Raw genomic sequence first — 21,457 nt, 5'->3', positions numbered from 1 at the left:
TACCTTTGCAGCCACTGTTTAGGCAGGCTTGAAAGCGGCGCCAAACGCGTTTCAAGCCTGTAAAGGTGTAAACGATGTCCCCGGTCTAATTTGTAAAGGATGTACCGGTCTCTACAGTGAGGGGCTTTTGATCTTCAAAACCCAACCTGCATTTCCCCCAGACAAACAAAAACGCCCCCGGTCTCGCGACCGGGGGCGTTTTTTCAAGCGCGGGCTAAGTTACGCCTTGGCTTTCTTGGCAGCGCGGGTACGCTCGCTTTCGTCCAGGATCTTCTTGCGAAGACGGATGGACTTAGGAGTGACTTCGCACAGCTCGTCTTCCTGGATGTATTCCAGAGCCTGTTCCAGAGTGAAGCGAACAGGTGGTACCAGAGCGATGGTTTCGTCTTTACCCGAAGCACGCATGTTGTCGAGCTTCTTGCCTTTGGTCGGGTTTACACCCAGGTCGTTGTCGCGGCTGTTCTGACCAACGATTTGACCGTTGTAGATTTCCTGGCCGTGTTCTACGAACAGCTTGCCACGAGCCTGCAGGGTTTCCAGCGAGTAGGTCAGTGCCTTGCCGGTCTCAACCGAAACCAGAACGCCGTTCTGACGGCCGGACATGTGGCCCGACTTGACGGTGTCGTAGCGATCGAAGATCGAGGTCAGGATGCCAGCACCGTTGGTCAGGGTCAGGAACTGGTTACGGAAACCGATCAGACCGCGAGCAGGGATGTTGTATTCCAGACGAACACGGCCCTTGCCATCCGGCACCATGTTGCTCAGGTCGCCTTTACGCAGACCCATCTCTTCCATGACCTTGCCCTGAGCTTCTTCAGGGATGTCGATGGTCACGTTTTCGAACGGTTCTTGTTTAACGCCGTTCACTTCACGAATGATTACTTCAGGACGGCCCAGGGCCAGCTCGAAGCCTTCGCGACGCATGGTTTCGATCAGTACCGAGAGGTGCAGCTCACCACGGCCGGAAACCTTGAACTTGTCAGCGGTGTCGCCTTCTTCAACGCGCAGTGCAACGTTGTACAGCAGCTCTTTGTCCAGACGGTCCTTGATGTTACGGGACGTCACGAACTTGCCTTCTTTACCGCAGAATGGCGAGTCGTTTACCTGGAAGGTCATCGAAACGGTTGGCTCGTCAACGGTCAGAGGCTTCATCGCCTCGACAGTGTCCGGGTGGCACAGGGTGTCGGAGATGAACAGCGAGTCCATACCGCTGATGCAAACGATATCGCCTGCTGCAGCTTCTTCAACGTCAATGCGGTGCAGACCGTGGTGACCCATCAGTTTCAGGATACGGCCGTTGCGACGCTTGCCGTCGGCACCGATCGCCACAACCGGGGTGTTCGGCTTGACGCGGCCACGAGCGATACGGCCAACGCCGATAACACCCAGGAAGCTGTTGTAGTCCAGAGCGGAGATCTGCATCTGGAACGCGCCGTCACGGTCAACGGCCGGAGGCGGAACGTGGTCGACTACCGCTTGGTACAGCGGAGTCATGTCTTCCGCCATGGCGGTGTGATCCAGACCGGCAATGCCGTTCAGGGCCGAAGCGTAAACAACCTGGAAGTCCAGTTGTTCTTCGGTCGCACCGAGGTTGTCGAACAGGTCGAAGATCTGGTCCAGAACCCAGTCCGGACGCGCGCCTGGACGGTCAACCTTGTTGATTACCACGATTGGACGCAGGCCGGCTTCGAAAGCCTTCTTGGTCACGAAACGGGTTTGCGGCATAGGGCCGTCTTGAGCGTCAACCAGCAGCAGAACGGAGTCAACCATCGACATTACACGTTCAACTTCGCCGCCGAAGTCGGCGTGGCCCGGGGTGTCCACGATGTTGATGTGGTAGCCGTTCCAGTTGATGGCGGTGTTTTTCGCCAGAATGGTAATACCGCGCTCTTTTTCCTGGTCGTTGGAGTCCATCACGCGCTCGTCGTTGAGCTCGTTGCGCTCCAGGGTGCCGGATTGACGCAGGAGTTTGTCTACCAGGGTGGTCTTACCATGGTCAACGTGGGCAATGATGGCGATGTTGCGTAGATTTTCGATCACTTGTGTATCTCGATCAGAGGATTCGGTTTGCTGACAAGTCTTGGCAGCGATTAGCAGTAGTGTCCGGCATGGCCGTTACAGCTTGACGGCGGTGTCGGGGGGCCGGTGACGCAGGCCACAGGCAAACAGCCCCGGGCACTTAGCTCGGTCGATAAACGCGCACATTGGCATGCCCCTCACTGAGCAAATGGTGAGCATGCAGGCGACTCATCACGCCTTTGTCGCAATACAGCAGGTACTGGCGAGTCGGATCCAGCTCCTTGAAACGAGCGTTCACTGCGTAGAACGGCATCGTCTGTACTTCTACGCCAGCGAGTTCCAGCGGCTCATCCTCGGCGGCATCCGGGTGACGGATGTCGATCACGATCTGACCGGCCAGTGCTTCGCTGACTTCTTCAATCTGTACGTCCTGGCCCAATTCGTCGATCACCCGATCGATCGGCACCAGTTTGGCGTTTTCGAGCGCTCGCTCGAGCACCGCCATGTCGAATTCTTTCTCTTCGTGCTCAACGCGACCGCGTTTGGCGGCCGTCTTCGGATTGACCGAAATGACCCCGCAGTACTCCGGCATGTGCCGGGCGAAATCGGCGGTGCCGATCTCGTTGGCCGTGTCGATGATGTCCTGCTTGTGCGCCACGATCAGCGGACGCAGGACCAGCTTGTCGGTCACGCAGTCGATCACCGACAGGTTCGGCAGGGTCTGGCTCGACACCTGGGAGATCGCCTCGCCGGTGACCAGCGCTTCGATGTGCAGGCGATCGGCGATGTTGGAAGCCGCGCGCAACATCATACGCTTCAATACGACGCCCATATGACTGTTATCGACTTTGCCAAGAATTTCGCCCAACACTTCTTCGAACGGAACACTGACAAATAGCACGCGTTGCGAGCTGCCGTACTTCTTCCAGATGAAATGCGCGACTTCCATCACGCCCAATTCATGGGCACGACCACCCAGATTGAAGAAGCAGAAGTGCGTCATCAGGCCGCGACGAATGATCTGGTACGCCGCAACGGTCGAGTCAAAGCCGCCGGACATCAATACCAGCGTCTGCTCCAACGCACCGAGCGGGTAACCGCCGATGCCGTTGTGCTGGCTGTGAATCACAAACAACCGTTTGTCGCGAACTTCGATGCGGACTTCGATTTCCGGTGCTTTCAGGTCGATACCGGCAGCACCGCACTCACGGCGCAGCTTGCTGCCGACGTATTTTTCGACGTCCATCGAGCTGAAGGTGTGCTTGCCCGCACGTTTGCAGCGCACCGAGAAAATCTTCCCGGCCAGTGCATCGCCGTAGTGCTGTTTGCACTTCTCGGTGATGTCGTCGAAGTCGCCCAGCGGGTACTCGTCGATCTGCAAAAAGTGCGCGATGCCCGGCATGCAGGTCAGGCGCTCACCCATCTCCTTCAAGGCTTTGGGGTCGGTAACGCGGGTTTCCAGCTCGAGATTGTCCCACACACCGTTCACCACCACGGCCGGGTCCAGGTCACGGAGCACGGTGCGGATGTTCTTGGCCAGCTGGCGGATGAACTTCGTCCGGACAGGTCGGCTTTTGATGGTGATCTCGGGGAAGACTTTTACGATTAGTTTCATGAAAACAGCGCGCGAACGGCCAGCCGAAAAAGGGGGGCGCGGATTATAGCGGAAATTGCTCAAGGTTTAACCAGTTAATGTGCAGAAGGTTTTGCGCGCACCAAAACAGGTCATTTCTGACTCGAGACGCTACATTAGAGGGCGAGATTTTCCACATTCAGGTGCTTTGCACCTTTATAAGCGTGAATTTGGGGCAAAAAACCCATGCTGGGGCACTGGCATGCAATTTGCTCCCTTGTGAGGCAGGTTGCCTTGGCAGAGTATTCGCGCCGGCATCACCCAAATTCAAGGGCATCCACTACCAAGCCCGAAGCCACCCGGAGGACATATGTCGAAGACGGTTCAACTCATCAAAGATCATGACGTCAAGTGGATTGATCTGCGCTTCACGGACACCAAAGGCACTCAGCACCACGTGACCATGCCGGCTCGCGATGCGCTGGATGAAGACTTCTTCGAAGTCGGCAAGATGTTCGACGGTTCCTCCATTGCTGGCTGGAAAGGCATCGAAGCCTCCGACATGATCCTGATGCCGGTTGACGAAACTGCCGTTCTCGACCCGTTCACCGAAGACGCCACCCTGATCCTGGTGTGCGACATCATCGAACCTTCGAGCATGCAAGGCTACGACCGCGACCCACGTGCGATCGCCAAGCGCGCCGAAGAACACCTGAAAGCCACCGGTATCGGTGACACCGTGTTCGCCGGTCCGGAGCCTGAGTTCTTCATCTTTGACTCGGTGAAATTCAAGTCGGACATCTCCGGCTCGATGTTCAAGATCTACTCCGAGCAAGGTTCGTGGATGTCCGACCAGGACATCGAAGGTGGCAACAAAGGTCACCGTCCAGGCGTCAAAGGCGGCTACTTCCCGGTTCCGCCGTTCGACCACGACCACGAAATCCGTACCTCCATGTGCAACGCACTGGAAGAAATGGGCCTGACCGTCGAAGTTCACCACCACGAAGTGGCGACTGCCGGCCAGAACGAAATCGGCGTCAAGTTCAACACTCTGGTGAAGAAAGCCGACGAAACCCAAACCCTGAAGTATGTTGTGCACAACGTTGCTGACGCTTACGGCCGCACTGCGACCTTCATGCCGAAGCCACTGTACGGCGACAACGGTTCGGGCATGCACGTACACATGTCGATCTGGAAAGACGGCAAGAACACCTTCGCCGGTGAAGGCTATGCCGGTCTGTCCGATACCGCTCTGTACTTCATCGGCGGCATCATCAAACACGGTAAGGCCCTGAACGGCTTCACCAACCCGGCGACCAACTCCTACAAGCGTCTGGTACCAGGCTTTGAAGCTCCGGTAATGCTGGCCTACTCGGCTCGCAACCGTTCCGCTTCGATCCGTATTCCTTACGTGTCGAGCCCGAAAGCCCGCCGTATCGAAGCACGCTTCCCGGATCCGGCTGCCAACCCGTACCTGGCCTTCGCAGCTCTGCTGATGGCCGGTCTGGACGGTATCCAGAACAAGATCCACCCAGGCGACGCAGCTGACAAAAACCTGTACGACCTGCCGCCTGAAGAGGCGAAAGAGATTCCACAAGTTTGCGGCAGCCTGAAAGAAGCCCTGGAAGAGCTGGACAAGGGCCGCGCGTTCCTGACCAAGGGCGGCGTGTTCTCCGACGACTTCATCGACGCTTACATCGCGCTGAAATCGGAAGAAGAAATCAAGGTTCGCACCTTCGTACACCCACTGGAATATGAGCTGTACTACAGCTGCTGATCCGGTAGCGCTGCGTTACCGCGGCGTGAGTGAAAGAGGCCTCCTTCGGGAGGCCTTTTTTATTGCCCGGATTTTAAGGTCGACCAGGATCCCTGTAGGAGTGAGCCTGCTCGCGATAGCGGTGGATCATTGGAGGTAATGCTGACTGACACGACGCCATCGCGAGCAGGCTCACTCCTACGGAGGAATTGTGGTGTCTGAATGATCTCCGGATGTGTGCCGGATTGGGCCAACTGCCGCGTCTGGCCTATGCTGCACCCCATCGCTTTCAATCCCGGTTGATTTCATGGGTCGCACCTTTCTCTACATATTGCTGGTGATCGCCCTGCCCGCCGCCGCGCAGATCTACAAGTACACCGACGCCAACGGCAACACGGTCTACAGCGATCACTCGCCCGATGGTGTGCAGGCGCAGCCGGTGGAGCTGCCGCCACTTAACAGTGTCGAGCCGCAGACACCGAGCACACCGCCTGCATCCAGCACCGAAACCCGTGAGCCTGTGCGCAACGCCTACGACATTCTTGAACTCGCTGGCCTGCCCACCGAAGAGGCCCTACGCGCCAATAACGGCACGTTCACCGTCAACGTACTGATCAAGCCGCGCCTGCAACCGCCGCATCAGTTAAGGCTGGTATTGGACGATGAGCCTTACGGCCAGCCGAGCAACGTGCCGATCCTGCAATTGGTGAACGTTGATCGCGGCGAACATCGTCTAGCGGTTCAGGTGATTGACGGGCAGACGGTCATCCAGCAGAGCGCGCCAGTCCCTCTCAGCGTACAGCGGGTGCACAAGCCATGATTCGTGCGTGGCTGATCGCGGTGCTGGCGCTGCTCACGCTGCAAGCATCGGCTGAGGTGTTCACTTATATCGATGCCCAAGGCAATCGCGTCTACACCGACCAGCCGCGTGGCAATGCCAAGCGCGTACCGATCGCGAACAGCAATCGCATGTCCGCAAACCCCACCGTCGCCGTGCCAATCACAACTGCAAAAAAAACCCCAGAGCAACCACCCTTCCACTACGACATGCTGCGCATTCTGGTACCTGAACCCGATGCAACGATTCGCAGCAGCGCCGGCGAAATCATCGTCAGCGTCACCAGCGAACCGGGCCTGCAAAAAGGTCATCGTTATCGACTGCTGCTGGATGGCCAAGCCACCGGCGAACCGGGGCTGAGCCCGGTCTTCCCGCTAAACAACATCGATCGTGGCAGCCACAATCTTTCGGTGGAAATCCTCGACGCCGAAGGGCGCACGGTGGAACGCACTGCCAACCAGCCCTTCCACATGCTACGCATCTCCCTTGCACAGAAACGCCAGGTCAAACCCTGCACCACCGACGACTACGGCGTCCGTCCGGAATGCCCTTTGAAAGACAAACCGCCCGAGCCGAAAAACCCCTTTCTGCGTTTCTTCTAACGCCATTCAGCTTTGCGCACTATATTGGTGCAGCAGGCTGCACCGTACCCATAACTCAACCCATTTTGGTTCGAAAGTACCCGCGATAGCTGGCCGACTGCCACGCAAAAGAGCGTCAAACGCCTGTTTCATGGGTTGAACGCTTCTTTTCGGAGCCTTGGTTTGGTTTTTGCATTTTCCCGATACCGACGCTTGTTACTTGCGCACGCTCCGCCCCCAAAAGAGGCTCTGATGACTATTAGCGACGCAATCCACCGTTTGCTGCTCGACAACCTGACCACCGCCACCATCCTGCTCGACGCCGAATTGCGCCTTGAGTACATGAACCCGGCGGCGGAGATGCTCCTCGCCATCAGCGGGCAGCGCAGCCATGGACAGTTCATCAGCGAGCTGTTCACTGAATCCACAGAAGCGCTGAATTCCTTGCGCCAAGCGGTAGAGCAGGCGCACCCGTTCACCAAGCGCGAAGCGATGCTCACCGCCCTCACCGGCCAGACGTTGACCGTGGATTACGCGGTGACGCCAATCCTCAGCAATGGCGCGACCATGCTCCTGCTGGAGGTCCATCCGCGTGACCGGCTGCTGCGGATTACCAAGGAGGAGGCGCAGCTGTCCAAGCAGGAAACCAGCAAGATGCTGGTGCGTGGCCTCGCTCACGAGATCAAGAACCCGCTCGGCGGCATCCGTGGCGCCGCGCAACTGCTGGCCCGCGAGCTGCCGGAAGAAAGCCTGCGCGACTACACCAACGTGATCATTGAAGAGGCCGACCGCCTGCGCAATCTGGTCGACCGCATGCTTGGCTCGAACAAGCTGCCGTCGCTGGCGATGTGCAACGTCCACGAAGTGCTGGAGCGCGTCTGCCAACTGGTCGAAGCGGAAAGCCAGGGCTGCATCACCTTGGTGCGCGATTACGACCCAAGCATTCCCGACGTATTGATAGACCGCGAACAAATGATTCAAGCCGTACTGAACATTGTGCGCAACGCGATGCAAGCGATCAGCAGCCAGAACGAGCTGCGCCTTGGCCGCATCAGCCTGCGCACCCGGACCATGCGCCAGTTCACCATCGGCCACGTCCGCCATCGTCTGGTGACCAAGATCGAAATCATCGACAACGGCCCGGGGATCCCGGCGGAACTTCAGGAAACCATTTTCTTTCCCATGGTCAGCGGACGCCCGGACGGTACCGGACTCGGCCTGGCCATTACCCAGAACATCATCAGCCAGCACCAGGGCCTGATCGAGTGTGACAGCCATCCAGGCCACACCACCTTCTCGATCTTTCTGCCACTGGAACAAGGAGCCACATCGACATGAGCCGTAGTGAAACCGTGTGGATCGTCGATGACGACCGTTCTATCCGTTGGGTTCTGGAAAAGGCCTTGCAGCAGGAAGGCATGACCACCCAGAGTTTCGACAGCGCCGATGGCGTGATGAGTCGCCTGGCCCGTCAGCAGCCAGACGTGATCATTTCCGACATTCGCATGCCCGGTGCCAGCGGTCTGGATTTGTTGGCGCGGATTCGCGAGCAGCACCCACGGTTGCCGGTCATCATCATGACCGCTCACTCCGATCTGGACAGCGCTGTCGCCTCGTATCAGGGCGGCGCGTTCGAGTACCTGCCGAAGCCGTTCGACGTCGATGAGGCGGTCTCGCTGGTCAAACGTGCGAACCAGCACGCACAAGAACAGCAAGGCCTGGAAGTGGTGCCGGCACTGACGCGCACCCCGGAAATCATCGGCGAAGCGCCGGCGATGCAGGAAGTGTTTCGCGCCATCGGCCGCTTGAGCCACTCCAACATTACCGTGTTGATCAACGGCGAATCCGGTACCGGTAAAGAACTGGTGGCCCACGCCCTGCACCGCCACAGTCCGCGCGCGGCCTCGCCATTCATCGCGCTGAACATGGCGGCGATCCCCAAGGATCTGATGGAATCCGAGCTGTTCGGCCATGAGAAAGGCGCGTTCACCGGCGCAGCAAATTTGCGTCGCGGACGTTTCGAACAGGCCGACGGCGGCACACTGTTCCTCGATGAAATCGGTGATATGCCGGCCGACACCCAAACCCGTTTGCTACGGGTTCTCGCCGATGGCGAATTCTATCGTGTGGGCGGCCACGTGCCGGTCAAAGTCGATGTGCGCATCATCGCCGCGACGCACCAGAATCTGGAAACCCTGGTGCACGCCGGCAAGTTCCGCGAGGACTTGTTCCACCGCCTCAACGTAATCCGTATCCACATCCCGCGCCTCTCCGATCGTCGTGAGGACATCCCGACCCTGGCCAAGCACTTCCTCAGCCGCGCTGCGCAAGAACTGGCGGTGGAACCGAAGCTGCTGAAGAGCGAGACCGAGGAATACCTGAAGAACCTGCCGTGGGGCGGCAACGTACGTCAGTTGGAGAATACGTGCCGCTGGATCACGGTAATGGCGTCCGGGCGCGAAGTGCACATCAGCGACCTGCCGCCAGAACTGCTGAACCTGCCGCAGGACTCGGCGCCAGTGACCAATTGGGAGCAAGCACTGCGTCAGTGGGCCGACCAGGCCTTGGCGCGTGGCCAGTCGAGTTTGCTCGACAGCGCAGTGCCGGCATTTGAACGGATCATGATCGAGACGGCGTTGAAGCACACCGCCGGGCGTCGGCGTGATGCCGCGATTTTGCTCGGTTGGGGGCGTAATACCCTGACGCGCAAGATCAAGGAATTGGGGATGAAGGTTGATGGCGGGGATGATGATGAGGGGGATGAGGGTTAACGAATTGTTCGCTTGAGGATTGCTGCGTGCTCAGGATCCATCCCAGCCCCTCTCCCAGAGGGAGAGGGCGCAGATCCCGGATGTTTTCGAAACCTGAGTCCGGCTCAATATTTCAGGTCGGCGTAACTTGAACCAGCAACTCGGTCAGTTCCCTCTCCCTATGGGCGGTCCGACGTTTCGGGAGGGTTAGGGTGAGGGGCCACCGTGCACCGCATCAATGCACAATGACCCGCGATCGCGCACAGCCGGATCGCCTCATTCACTTCTCAGAACACTGAAAAACCGACTATCCAGAAACACCAAAGCCCCGAATTTCGGGGCTTTGATGTCTCTGATCAGCTTTTTTGTTTCAGCAAATGAAAACCTGGCACGCCCCCTGCAATACCTCTTACAGGTGATTCGTTTCACCACCCGTTTCGGGGACCTTGGTACAGGCAGGCCGGGGATTCCCCTCTTTACATCGGGCTCATGCCGCAACGCGACGAGCCCACCCTTTTGGGATCCTTGGTACAGGCAGGCCGGGGGTTCCCTCTTTATACCGGACCGACGCTGCTAGCGAAGTCCACCCCGTTTTGGGAACCCTGATACAGGCAGGTCAGGGATTCCCGCTTTTACACCTAATGGCGAGGCGTTCAGCCCGGTGTCAATCGAGGACGCTTGGGCAATGCAGCGGCGGGATCGCCGCCTTCGCGATGTTTGCGTATTTCATCCTCCATCCTGTTCAGCATTTTTGCGGGACTACTCTCGAAAATTCCAATTGTTCTTGCTAGCTCCTGAACAACCGGGTCGGCTTTCTTGTAGTTATTGAGCAAGATCCAGACCCGAAGCTGCAAAGATGAATGTTCAATCTGGTATTCAGGCGTTCTGGTCAGTTTTGCCATGCTCGAGGTGATTTTCGAGTGTTGAGGATCCTGTTTAAACCACTCCCAAAGATCATGCTTTTCCTGAAACTGCTCCGCGGGTACATCTTTCATCCAGTGATCAATCCGCAGAGGATAGTTCGGCAGCTCCCGCCCCAGCCAAATGTCAGCGCCTGTTTGTCGTCGTGCCGTCATTAGTCGCCGAAGCGAAGCCGGGTCGGATATCGGGTTGTTAATCAGTTCAAAACCCAGCCTGAGTTCGATGGTGTCGGGGATCGACTTAATCAGATTATTCGAGAGACGCAAGTTCTCCTTGGGAATCTCCCGCGTGACACCCTCTGGAAACCTGTCTATTCCGGTATAACTCAGATCAATCTCCCGCAGCGCGGTCATGCCTTCCAGCGTCGGCACGGAAGTCAGAGGATTGCCATTGAGTTTCAACACCTCCAGCCGCGACAGCCCTCCCTCCGCCACCAGCCCGACAGGCAGCTGTTTTATCAGGGTGTGCGAAAGATCCAGCTCCCGTAACGCAGGCATTGCCATGAGCGACGGTGCATCGCGCAACGGAATGCTCGCAAGCCTCAATACCTCTAACGGCAATGGCCCGGCCTGGGAATCGAATCCACCGAACTCCGGACTTAAGTTAGTACCCGACAAATCCAGTACCCGTAGCTCGGACATACCGGACAGCATTACGTCCCCTTGCAGATATCGATCACCATGCAGATCCAGCACTCGCAAACGCGAGCGCAAGGCCAAGTCGTTCAGTCCTTCAGGCAAATGAAGCAAATAAGAGTTACTGACCTTCAACACTCGCAACTCCGTCATGCCGGACACTGACAGAGCAGATTGTATGGTGCAGTCGCCCAGATCCAGCTCTTGTAAACGGGGCAACACTTTGAACTGCAATTCAGCGGGAGGCAGCGGCCTTAGATTGGTGTGCTGAATACTCAGGGTTCTTAACTCTGAAACCATGGCGATAGCATCCAGTAACTCTTTACCGCGTATGCCAAATTCCTTCAATTTGAGGGTTTCAACATGAGAAAACGTAGACAGAAAATCTCCCAGATTACGGACAACACTTCCCTTCAGGCTTAGAGAAACCACCGAGTCCAGTCGTTTCGAAAAAATCGGCAGATTCAGATTGGCGCGAGTCCCAAGATTGAGCTCCAACTCAAAGCCCAGCAGCCGCCCGTCCCGGTAGACTTTCTCGTTTTCGTCACCTTGCCATTTATACAACCGACGAAATTTTTCCCCTATCGCAAGTCGCCTGTTGCGCTCGTGGTCGTCGCTGCCCTTGTAGGTGGCCTCCCAAGCGCTGATCTCTTGGTGCATCTGAACAAGCCCAAGCTGAAGTCCCTTGAGTTTTACCTCTGCCGCATCCCTGTCGCCGAACCGGGCGATGAAATCATCCGCGTGTTGGTCGGTCGCCTCCGGAAAGTATTTTTTTACCTGCGCCCGGGTAGTGGGTTCAACGACTTCACGCACGTACCAAAGGCCGCTTTCGGTTTCGCGCAGCATCACCGGACCTAAAAGCAATCGGTTCAGTTTGCGTGCCCGATGCAATCCCGAATCCGGATCCAGTCCGACAGGAGCAATGCGTCCGCCGGCCACGTCGACGTAAGTGCGGTTATCAAAAATCCGCAGACCTTCTGAGTCGGGTCCAGTTGGCACCGTCACCCCGGGGTCGAGTAGGTAACTTTCCAGCGACAACTCAGGGGATGAGGGACGGATTTCAACGGGGCCAGCGCGAACCAAAACAGCCGGAGCCGCAGGAGTGGCATCCGGGTCCATGGCACTGGGCGATGGCGCTCGCGGCAGTGGATCTGGAAAGTTACCTGAACCGGAACCTCTGCGGCCCGATGAACCGGGAAGCGAAATCTCTACCTCCACCGGTCGATTCGGACGGGTGGAAGGGTTCACTTTCACGGGGGTACCGCTACCGGTAGGTGGTTTTACTGGCATGTTTTTTTCATCCTTGAAAAGTCGCCTCTGGCATTCGTGCAAGGGACGAAGGGTTTGGCATCCTGCCGAGATCAATGGAGCGCCACGCTTTGGCATTGCCCGTCGAGACCTTTACGGATCGAGCCTCGGACGCTTGGGTAAATGATGCAGAGGTGGATTTTGCCGCCCCGAGTCATATTCCCGGATCTCGGCTTCCAGCCTGTCGAGCATTTTTCCGGGACTCGGCTCTGTGAACAAAATGCTGTTGAGCCGTGCCTGCTCGCCAGGTCCGCGCTTGCTGTAGATCTCAAGGAACGACCAGACCCGCCGCTGCAAAAGCAGATACGCTTCATGAAATTCCGGTGTTCGACTCAGTTGCCGGATCGCGTCCTGCAGGCGCGAGTCAGGGCCGAAGCTGTCCCAAAGCTTCAGTTTGTCAGTCAAATCCTGGCCGGGCGGCACATTACGCAGCCAAAGGTTTGCCGACCGGTCAGTACTGGGTTCTCCCAGCCAGATATCCGTGCCCGTTTCCATACGTGCGTGGATCAGCCGTCGCAAGGAAGAAGGATCGGTAACAGGATTGCCACTGAGCTTGAAACCGGCTCTGAGTTCTATGGATTCGGGAATAGATGTAATTCGATTGTTCGTCAGATCCAGCACCTTCCCCGGAATCTCGTGGGTGATGCCCTCCGGAAATCTGTCTAACCGTGCATTGGAAAGATCCAGCTCCTGCAGCGCAGTCATTCCTTTGAGTGAAGGTGCGACCGAAAGCGCATTGTCGCCCAGTCTCAATACCTCCAGCCTTGACAGCCCGTTGTCGGCATCAAGCCCACCAGGGAGACGGGTTATTCCGGTTCCTGTCAGATCCAATACACGCAACTCAGTCATCCTGGTAACGTCAGGTGCCACCAGCAAAGAATCATTCTGATGCAGATCAAGCACCTGTAAGCGCGAAGGACTGGGCAATTCATTCAACACGCCAGCAAGATCCGGAATGCCTAATGTGTTACCAAGCCTCAACACTTGCAATTCGGTCATGCCGCTCACCGAAAACCGGGCGGGAAAATTACAATCCTGCAGGCTCAGCACTCGTAAACGGGGCAGTCCGTTCAACAGCGTCGCAAAGCGCGAATTGATATTGAGTCTTGACTGAAGAATCTCATACTGAGAATGCCCGGCGGCGTTATCCCAAACATGTCGCCCGGTGGCGAATCGCTCGCTTGTTACCGTCAGACTTTCAATGTTGGGAAATTGTGCAAAAAACACCTCAGTATTCAGCGGCGCATTTCCTCTTAAAGAAAGCTCAACCACTGATTTGAATTTCAATGAAAGCAGCTCGTCGACTGGCCATAGCATGAGATTGACGTCCAGCTTGTAACCCGACAGTTGCCCATCACGATAGACCCGCAGATCAGGCTGACCTTGCCACGTGTAGAGTTGGCGTAGCGTGTTCCACAAGTCATTTGCCTCACGCATCTTGGGGAATATGGCGTAGGCATGGGACGGGACATGGACGTGTTCGCTACCCAGTTGCGCCAGACCAAGCTGAATCCGCTTGAGCTCGAGTTCCGCCACGTCCCTGTCATCGAACCGGGCAATGAAATCGTCCACGTGTTGATCGATCATCTCCGGAAGATAACTACGGACCTGCGCTCGAGTGGTTGGCTCAACCTGCGTTCGCTGGTACCAAAGACCGCTATCGGCGTTACGCAGCATCACCGGGCCTAAAAGCAACTCGCTTGGCCGTCGGGCATGATGCAATCCAGTCTTCGGATCCACGGCGACAGGAACAAAAACGCTATCGGACACCTCAGCGTAGGGGCGATTGTTAAAAACCCTTAAACCTTCGCCGTTGACTTCAGGAAGTAACGCCTGGACGGGGATTACGTAATCATCCAGCGACGGTTGAGGTGCCAGCCGAGGAGTTTGAACGGGGGCCGTGTGAACGACGACAGCCGGAGCCGCATGGACGGCTTCAATGTCTGGAGTGCCGGATCCCCCGGGTGGCGGCTGCGGATTGTAGTGAGTAGTACCCGAGTCAACGCCTCTGCGGCCTGAGGAACCGGGGAGCGAAGTGTCCACCTCCACCGGCCGATTCGAGCTGCCGGGGCCTTCCACGTGAGCACCGCCACCGCGCGATGATTTTACTGGCATGTTTTTTCATCCTTGAAAAAGTCGCCCCAGGCATTCACCTGACGGACGAAAATATCGGCATCCTGCCGGCTTAAAAGAGGAGCGCACGATAACGTGCACAGGTCTTGAAGGAGATAGGAAAGGCAGACTGGCGCAGTGAGAAACAACGCCAGGAAACGTAGGAGAACAGGAGAGAGAGTCGGCAGTTTTCGATCAGTCCGTTTGCAAGCGAATCTCCAGCCGCCAGCGGTCGTCGACCTTGCTGCCAGCCCAGCTTCCCTGTAATGGTCGCGCCGCCAGCACCGTCAGCAGCAACCCGCCGTCGCTCATGCGCGTACGCCAGTTGACGTCTTTGCCATTGAGCTTGAGCTGACCTTTCTGCGCCCGGCCTTCAGCCTGAAACAGCAGCGCCACCGTGCCATCGATGATCTCGCCATGCAGCTTTGGCTCATTGTTGAACCACACCACCAGCCCCTGTTCCGTGACCTCGACTTGCTGCAGCACAGTCGGGTCCGGCGTGGTCAGACGGCCGATCATCAAGCCGATCATCATGCCGACAATCGCCAGCGAACCGATGACTCGCGGGAATAGTTTCGAACGGTTGTCCACAGGCGGCGTAGAATGCCGCTCATCTTTACCTTCGGAGCCGTGCATGTTTCACGTCATCCTTTTTCAACCAGAAATTCCGCCGAATACCGGCAACGTTATCAGGCTGTGCGCCAACAGCGGCTGCCACCTGCATTTGATCGAACCGCTGGGCTTCGAGATGGACGACAAGCGCCTGCGCCGTGCCGGTCTCGATTACCACGAATATGCCACGCTGCAGCGTCACGCGGACCTGGCCAGTTGCCTGGAAAGCCTGGGCAACCCGCGATTGTTTGCGTTCACCACCAAGGGCTCGCGACCGTTTCATGATGCCGCGTTTGTTCCTGGCGATGCGTTCATCTTCGGCCCGGAAAGCCGTGGCCTGCCGCCGGAAGTGCTCGACGCGCTGCCGCCGGAACAACGCCTGCGCCTGCCGATGCGCGAAGGCTGCCGCAGCCTGAACCTGTCCAACACCGTGGCGGTCGCTGTGTACGAAGCCTGGCGCCAAAACGACTTCAAGTAACACCACAAAACAAATGTGGGAGCGAGCCTGCTCGCGATTACGGAGTGTCAGGCAACATTGATGTGTCTGACAGACCGCTATCGCGAGCAGGCTCGCTCCCACATGGGGTGATGCTGAACCGTCTTACTGAACGGTTGGCGTCTCGCCGCTTTCCTGCATGCGCTGCAACTCTTGCGCGTACAGGGCGTCGAAGTTCACCGGGGCCAGCATCAGGGCCGGGAACGAACCACGGGTCACCAGGCTGTCCAGGGTTTCGCGCGCGTACGGGAACAGGATGTTCGGGCAGAACGCACCCAGGGTGTGGCTCATCGAAGCCGCGTCCAGGTTCTTGATCAGGAAGATACCGGCCTGTTGCACTTCAGCGATGAAGGCGACTTCTTCACCGTTTTTCACGGTCACGGACAGGGTAAGCACGACTTCGTAGAAATCACCTTCCAGTGCTTTCTGACGAGTGTTCAGATCCAGAGCGACCGCCGGATCCCACTGCTGGCGGAAGATCGCCGGGCTTTTCGGGGCTTCGAAGGACAGGTCGCGTACGTAGATGCGCTGCAAGGAGAATTGCGGTGCGGTTTCTTCTTCGCTGGCTGCAGTGTTCTGTTGGTCAGTCATCTCAGATCCTTTCTGATCTCGGGTCTTTAAGGGATTGCTGTACGTGGGTGCAGCCGTTCAGGCCTTGAGCAGCGCGTCGAGCTTGCCGGCGCGCTCCAGGGCATACAAATCGTCACAACCGCCGATGTGCTTGCTGCCGATCCAGATCTGCGGCACGGACGTGCGTCCCGCCTTCTGGGTCATTTCAGCGCGCACCTGCGGCTTGCCATCGACCTTGATCTCTTTGAAGGCCACGCCTTTGTTCTCGAGCAGGTACTTGGCTCGCGAGCAATAAGGGCAGTAATCGCTGGAGTAGACGATGACTTCGCTCATATCACTTCACCAACGGCAGGTTGTCGCCTTTCCAGCTGGAGATTCCGCCGGACAGCTTGGCGGCGGTGAAGCCGGATTTCATCAGCTCGCGGGCGTGGGTGCCGGCGGTCTGGCCCAGGGCGTCGACCAGAATAATGGTCTTGGCCTTGTGTTTTTCCAGCTCGGCGATGCGCGCAGCCAGTTTGTCCTGAGGAATGTTGATCGCGCCAACGATGTGGCCGGCAGCGAAATCCTTGGCCGGACGGATGTCCACCACCACGCCTGCGTCTTTATTGACCAGTGCAGTCAGCTCGCCGGTGCTCAGGCTTTTACCGCCGCCCTGCATCGTGTGCGCCAGCAGCAGAGCCAGCAGTACGACGAAGATACCGACAAGAATGTAGTGGTTAGTGGCAAATTCAATCAGGTGAGCAACCATCGAAGGAGGTTCCAGGGCGTTAAAATGTCGGCCAGTATACACAGCCACTATGGTCGGCCAAACCCCGTCCGGCGGTGACGCGGTCGGAACTTAGCTTTAAACTCCAACTCCCTTTTCCATCGCCTTCTTCTTTATTAGCCACGAGTGGATTCCATGACTACCACGCCTAAACCTTTGGTCCTGATGATTCTCGACGGCTTCGGTCACAGCGACAGCCCCGAATCCAACGCCGTTTTTGCGGCGAAGAAGCCTGTTCTGGATCGCCTGTGGGCTACCGTGCCCAACGGCTTGATCTCGGGCAGCGGCATGGACGTCGGCCTGCCGGACGGCCAGATGGGCAACTCCGAAGTCGGTCACATGAACCTTGGCGCCGGCCGCGTGGTGTATCAGGACTTTACCCGCGTGACCAAAGCGATCCGCGACGGCGAGTTCTTCGAGAACCCGACCATCTGCGCCGCTGTGGACAAAGCCGTGGCCGCCGGCAAAGCCGTGCACTTCATGGGCCTGCTCTCCGATGGCGGCGTGCACAGCCACCAGGATCACCTGATCGCCATGGCCGAACTGGCCTTCAAGCGCGGCGCCGAAAAAATCTACCTGCACGCTTTCCTTGACGGCCGCGACACCCCACCGAAAAGCGCTGCGTCGTCCATCGAACTGCTCGATGCGACCTTCCAGGCACTGGGCAAGGGCCGCATCGCCAGCATCATCGGCCGCTACTTCGCCATGGACCGTGACAACCGCTGGGACCGTGTGGCTCAGGCCTACAACCTGATCGTCGACGGCAACAGCGAATTCCACGCCGCCACTGCGCAGGAAGGTCTGGATGCAGCTTACGCTCGCGGCGAGAGCGACGAATTCGTCAAAGCAACGTCCATTGGCGAGTCGGTGAAAGTCGAAGACGGCGACGCCGTGGTGTTCATGAACTTCCGCGCCGACCGCGCCCGCGAGCTGACCCGCGTGTTCGTCGAAGACGACTTCAAAGACTTCGAGCGCGCGCGCCAGCCGAAACTGGCCGGTTTTGTGATGTTGACCCAATACGCAGCGAGCATCCCTGCACCCTCGGCGTTCGCCCCGGGCAGCCTGGAAAACGTCCTCGGCGACTATCTGGCGAAAAACGGCAAAACCCAGTTGCGCATCGCTGAAACCGAAAAATACGCCCACGTGACTTTCTTCTTCTCCGGCGGTCGTGAAGAACCGTTCCCGGGCGAAGAGCGCATCCTGATTCCATCGCCGAAAGTCGCCACTTATGACTTGCAGCCGGAAATGAGCGCGCCGGAAGTCACCGACCGCATCGTCGACGCCATCGAAAACCAGCGTTACGACGTGATCGTGGTCAACTACGCCAACGGCGACATGGTCGGCCACAGCGGCGTGTTCGACGCGGCAGTGAAGGCTGTGGAATGCCTTGATACCTGCGTCGGGCGCATTGTCGAAGCGCTGGAGAAGGTTGGCGGCGAAGCGCTGATCACTGCTGACCACGGCAACGTCGAGCAAATGGCCGATGAATCCACCGGCCAGGCGCACACCGCGCACACCACCGAGCCGGTACCGTTCATTTACGTCGGCAAGCGCGACCTCAAGGTCCGTGAAGGCGGCGTGCTGGCGGACGTGGCACCAACCATGCTGAAGCTGCTGGGCCTGGAAAAACCGGCGGAAATGACCGGCACTTCGATTCTGGTGTAAACCACGCCTAACCTTGTGGGAGCGAGCCTGCTCGCGAATACGGTGGATCAGTCGACAGCGATGTCGCCTGACACACTGCTTTCGCGAGCAGGCTCACTCCTACATTGGTTTGTGGTGTTTTTCAGGCCAGTTATCACACAGCCCCAATTGGGCGTTTTTTTTGCAGCCTCGGGCGGGCATACTAGGCCGTCCATTACCCTGGTGCCGCCCGCCTCTATGCTCCGCGTCCTGATCGCCCTCGCTCTGACCTGCCTGCTCCAACCGGCCTTCGCTGACGAGCGCGCGCAAACCCAACAGCAGTTGGACGCCACGCGTCAGGACATTGCCGAGCTGAAAAAGCTGCTGAGCAAAGTCCAGGAAGAAAAGTCCGGCGTACAGAAAGAGCTCAAGGGCACTGAAACCGAGCTGGGTAAACTGCAGAAGCAGGTCGACGCGCTGCAGAAAGAACTGCAGAAAAGCGAATCCGAGCTGAAGCGACTCGATGCAGAGAAAAAAAAACTCCAGAGCGCGCGCACTGAACAGCAGCGACTGATCGCCATTCAGGCCCGCGCGGCCTATCAGAACGGTCGGCAGGAATACCTCAAGCTGCTGCTCAACCAGCAGAATCCCGAGAAATTCGCCCGCACCCTCACCTATTACGATTACCTGAGCCAGGCCCGCCTGGAACAGCTGAAGAACTTCAACGAAACCCTGCGCCAACTGGCCAATGTCGAAAAAGACATTGCCGCCCAACAGGCGCAATTGCTGGTACAGAAAAGCAGCCTCGATACCCAGCGCGACGAACTGGAAAATGTCCGCAAGGAACGCCAGCAAGTGCTCGCCAAGCTTAACGATGACGTGAAGGCCCGCGACCAGAAACTCGCCGCGCGCGAGCAAGATCAGGCAGACCTGTCTAAAGTCCTTAAAACCATTGAAGAAACCCTGGCCCGCCAGGCCCGTGAGGCAGAAGAAGCGCGGCAGAAAGCGCTGATCGCCCAGCAGGAAGCGGAAAAAAAGCGTTTGCGTGAGGCGCAGGCTGAAAACAGCGACGCCCCACGAAAACCCGCCAGATCGACCCCCGGCGCGCTGGTCTCCAGCAGCGGCGAGACCTTCGGTGGCCCTTTTGCTGCAACCCGGGGAAAACTTCCTTGGCCGGTTGATGGTCGATTGTTGGCACGCTTCGGCGAATCCCGTGGCGACGACGCCCGCACCAAGTGGGACGGCGTAATGATCAGCGCCTCCGCCGGCAGCCAGGTGCATGCCGTACACGGTGGTCGCGTGGTGTTCGCCGACTGGCTGCGCGGCGCCGGGCTGCTGGTCATCCTCGACCACGGCAACGGTTTTCTAAGTCTTTACGGTCACAACCAGACACTGCTCAAGTCGGCCGGTGACGTGGTTAAAGCCGGTGAGTCCATCTCCACTGTCGGTAACAGTGGCGGCCAGGACACATCAGCGCTGTATTTCGCAATTCGTCAGCAGGGTCACCCGAGTGATCCAGCACAATGGTGCCGCGCGCAAGGATAAGCGTGCCGCCTAATTCAGGAGTTCGTTCGACATGCTGCATTTGTCCCGCCTTACCTCGCTGGCCCTGACGATCGCCCTGGTGATCGGCGCGCCTCTGGCGTTCGCCGCTCAACCGGCCCCGGCCGTCGCTCCGGCAGGCACTGCCGCAACTTCCAAGGCACCGTTGCCGCTGGAAGAGTTGCGCACCTTTGCCGAGGTCATGGACCGGATCAAAGCCGCGTACGTCGAGCCGGTGGACGACAAGACCCTGCTGGAAAACGCGATCAAGGGCATGCTCAGCAACCTTGATCCGCACTCGGCGTACCTCGGCCCTGAAGATTTCACCGAGCTGCAGGAAAGCACCAGCGGTGAGTTCGGTGGTCTGGGCATCGAAGTCGGCGCCGAAGACGGTTTCATCAAAGTCGTCTCGCCAATCGATGACACCCCGGCGTCGAAGGCCGGCATTCAGGCCGGCGACTTCATCGTCAAGATCAACGGCCAGCCGACGCGCGGCCAGACCATGACCGAAGCTGTCGACAAAATGCGCGGCAAGATCGGCCAGAAAATCACCCTGACCCTGGTACGCGACGGCGGCACGCCGTTCGACGTGACCCTGGCCCGTGCGGTGATTCAGGTGAAGAGCGTCAAGGCGCAGTTGCTGGAAACCGGCTATGCGTACATCCGCATCACCCAGTTCCAGGTCAAGACCGGCGAAGAGGTTTCCAAGGCTCTGGCCAAGCTGCGCAAGGACAACGGCAAGAAGCTCAACGGCATCATTCTCGACCTGCGCAACAACCCCGGCGGCGTGTTGCAAGCAGCGGTGGAAGTGGTCGACCATTTCATCACCAAAGGTCTGATCGTTTACACCAAAGGCCGCATCGCCAATTCCGAACTGCGTTTCTCGGCCACCGGCAAAGACGAAAGTGAAGCCGTGCCGATGGTCGTGCTGATCAACGGTGGCAGTGCCTCGGCTTCGGAAATCGTCGCCGGCGCCCTGCAGGACCAGAAACGCGCGGTAGTCATGGGCACCACCAGTTTCGGCAAAGGCTCGGTACAAACCGTACTGCCGCTGAACAATGACCGTGCATTGAAGATCACCACCGCGCTGTACTTCACGCCGAATGGTCGTTCGATTCAGGCGCAGGGCATCGTTCCGGACATCGAAGTGCGCAAGGCCAAGATCACCAACGAGGCCGATGGCGATTACTTCAAGGAAGCCGACCTGCAAGGTCACCTGGGCAACGGCAACGGCGGCGCGGACAAACCAACCGGCTCCGGCGCCAAGCCCAAAGCCATGCCGCAGGATGATGACTATCAATTGGCCCAGGCCCTGAGCCTGCTCAAAGGGCTGAGCATCACGTCCGGCCGTTGAG

General features: G+C 58.1%; 17 protein-coding genes. 9 read left to right on the top strand and 8 right to left on the bottom strand.

All coding sequences use genetic code 11. From position 1 onward, the window contains the following. Nucleotides 1-219: 219 nt before the first annotated feature. Both typA and thiI read right to left on the bottom strand, forming a co-directional pair. Complete coding sequence (gene typA / locus H8F23_RS19345) at nucleotides 220-2,040, bottom strand: translational GTPase TypA (RefSeq protein ID WP_034153003.1); 1,821 nt, start codon at nucleotides 2,038-2,040, stop codon at nucleotides 220-222. Nucleotides 2,041-2,179: 139 nt separating this feature from the next. Further along, entirely contained in the window at nucleotides 2,180-3,634 is a 1,455-nt protein-coding gene (gene thiI, locus H8F23_RS19340) for a tRNA uracil 4-sulfurtransferase ThiI (protein ID WP_095047172.1), read from the bottom strand. A gap of 328 nt (nucleotides 3,635-3,962) precedes the next feature. Between thiI and glnA the strand changes: the two genes are divergently transcribed. From glnA to ntrC, 5 genes are all read left to right on the top strand, one after another. After that, entirely contained in the window at nucleotides 3,963-5,369 is a 1,407-nt protein-coding gene (glnA, locus tag H8F23_RS19335) for a type I glutamate--ammonia ligase (RefSeq protein WP_007909254.1), read from the top strand. 286 nt (nucleotides 5,370-5,655) lie between these two features. Further along, nucleotides 5,656-6,168, top strand: a complete 513-nt coding sequence (locus H8F23_RS19330; RefSeq protein WP_194935450.1) for a DUF4124 domain-containing protein — start codon at nucleotides 5,656-5,658, stop codon at nucleotides 6,166-6,168. After that, nucleotides 6,165-6,788, top strand: coding sequence for a DUF4124 domain-containing protein (locus H8F23_RS19325; RefSeq protein WP_194935449.1), 624 nt, complete (start codon nucleotides 6,165-6,167; stop codon nucleotides 6,786-6,788). Before H8F23_RS19330 ends, H8F23_RS19325 begins: the two co-directional genes overlap by 4 nt. A 231-nt stretch (nucleotides 6,789-7,019) precedes the next feature. Next, nucleotides 7,020-8,105: a nitrogen regulation protein NR(II) gene (gene glnL / locus H8F23_RS19320; RefSeq protein ID WP_095047169.1), complete on the top strand. Its 1,086-nt coding sequence runs from the start codon at nucleotides 7,020-7,022 to the stop codon at nucleotides 8,103-8,105. Next, nucleotides 8,102-9,538: a nitrogen regulation protein NR(I) gene (gene ntrC / locus H8F23_RS19315; protein WP_194935447.1), complete on the top strand. Its 1,437-nt coding sequence runs from the start codon at nucleotides 8,102-8,104 to the stop codon at nucleotides 9,536-9,538. Before glnL ends, ntrC begins: the two co-directional genes overlap by 4 nt. 632 nt (nucleotides 9,539-10,170) lie before the next feature. Here ntrC and H8F23_RS19310 read toward each other — a convergent pair. The 3 genes from H8F23_RS19310 to H8F23_RS19300 all read right to left on the bottom strand — a co-directional run bounded on the left by H8F23_RS19310 (nucleotide 10,171) and on the right by H8F23_RS19300 (nucleotide 15,129). Beyond that, nucleotides 10,171-12,363: a leucine-rich repeat domain-containing protein gene (locus H8F23_RS19310; RefSeq protein WP_194935446.1), complete on the bottom strand. Its 2,193-nt coding sequence runs from the start codon at nucleotides 12,361-12,363 to the stop codon at nucleotides 10,171-10,173. A 111-nt stretch (nucleotides 12,364-12,474) separates the two neighbouring features. Then, nucleotides 12,475-14,496, bottom strand: a complete 2,022-nt coding sequence (locus H8F23_RS19305; protein WP_228759294.1) for a leucine-rich repeat domain-containing protein — start codon at nucleotides 14,494-14,496, stop codon at nucleotides 12,475-12,477. A 192-nt stretch (nucleotides 14,497-14,688) separates the two neighbouring features. Next, nucleotides 14,689-15,129 (bottom strand): hypothetical protein, encoded by a 441-nt coding sequence (locus H8F23_RS19300; protein ID WP_194935445.1) that lies wholly within the window; start codon nucleotides 15,127-15,129, stop codon nucleotides 14,689-14,691. On the opposite strand from H8F23_RS19300, the gene H8F23_RS19295 reads away from it, so the two are divergent. Beyond that, nucleotides 15,128-15,583: a tRNA (cytidine(34)-2'-O)-methyltransferase gene (locus tag H8F23_RS19295; protein ID WP_007909235.1), complete on the top strand. Its 456-nt coding sequence runs from the start codon at nucleotides 15,128-15,130 to the stop codon at nucleotides 15,581-15,583. The two genes, H8F23_RS19300 and H8F23_RS19295, sit on opposite strands and share 2 nt — an antisense overlap. A gap of 123 nt (nucleotides 15,584-15,706) precedes the next feature. Here H8F23_RS19295 and secB read toward each other — a convergent pair whose 3' ends face one another. From secB to H8F23_RS19280, 3 genes are read right to left on the bottom strand one after another with little or no spacing between them, the layout of a single operon-like run. Further along, entirely contained in the window at nucleotides 15,707-16,192 is a 486-nt protein-coding gene (gene secB / locus H8F23_RS19290) for a protein-export chaperone SecB (RefSeq protein ID WP_007909233.1), read from the bottom strand. Nucleotides 16,193-16,249: 57 nt separating this feature from the next. Then, nucleotides 16,250-16,504: a glutaredoxin 3 gene (grxC, locus tag H8F23_RS19285; protein ID WP_038359971.1), complete on the bottom strand. Its 255-nt coding sequence runs from the start codon at nucleotides 16,502-16,504 to the stop codon at nucleotides 16,250-16,252. A gap of 1 nt (nucleotide 16,505) precedes the next feature. Continuing rightward, nucleotides 16,506-16,919 carry a rhodanese-like domain-containing protein gene (locus H8F23_RS19280; protein ID WP_038359969.1) on the bottom strand — a complete coding sequence of 138 codons (414 nt, stop codon included), beginning with the start codon at nucleotides 16,917-16,919 and terminating at the stop codon, nucleotides 16,506-16,508. A 153-nt stretch (nucleotides 16,920-17,072) separates the two neighbouring features. On the opposite strand from H8F23_RS19280, the gene gpmI reads away from it, so the two are divergent. From gpmI to H8F23_RS19265, 3 genes are all read left to right on the top strand, one after another. After that, a complete protein-coding gene (gene gpmI, locus H8F23_RS19275) occupies nucleotides 17,073-18,602 on the top strand; it encodes a 2,3-bisphosphoglycerate-independent phosphoglycerate mutase (RefSeq protein ID WP_194935444.1) in 1,530 nt (509 codons plus the stop codon). A gap of 216 nt (nucleotides 18,603-18,818) precedes the next feature. Further along, the gene (locus H8F23_RS19270; protein ID WP_194935443.1) at nucleotides 18,819-20,105 is read left to right on the top strand and encodes a murein hydrolase activator EnvC family protein; all 1,287 of its coding nucleotides are present in this window, start codon (nucleotides 18,819-18,821) and stop codon (nucleotides 20,103-20,105) included. A gap of 31 nt (nucleotides 20,106-20,136) precedes the next feature. Then, complete coding sequence (locus H8F23_RS19265; protein ID WP_053116593.1) at nucleotides 20,137-21,456, top strand: S41 family peptidase; 1,320 nt, start codon at nucleotides 20,137-20,139, stop codon at nucleotides 21,454-21,456. Nucleotide 21,457: the final 1 nt, after the last annotated feature.

This window comes from Pseudomonas neuropathica (genome assembly GCF_015461835.1).
GTDB lineage: Bacteria > Pseudomonadota > Gammaproteobacteria > Pseudomonadales > Pseudomonadaceae > Aquipseudomonas > Aquipseudomonas neuropathica.
The sequence above is the reverse complement of the archived record's forward strand: the minus strand, read 5'-3'. Positions and strand labels throughout refer to the sequence as shown.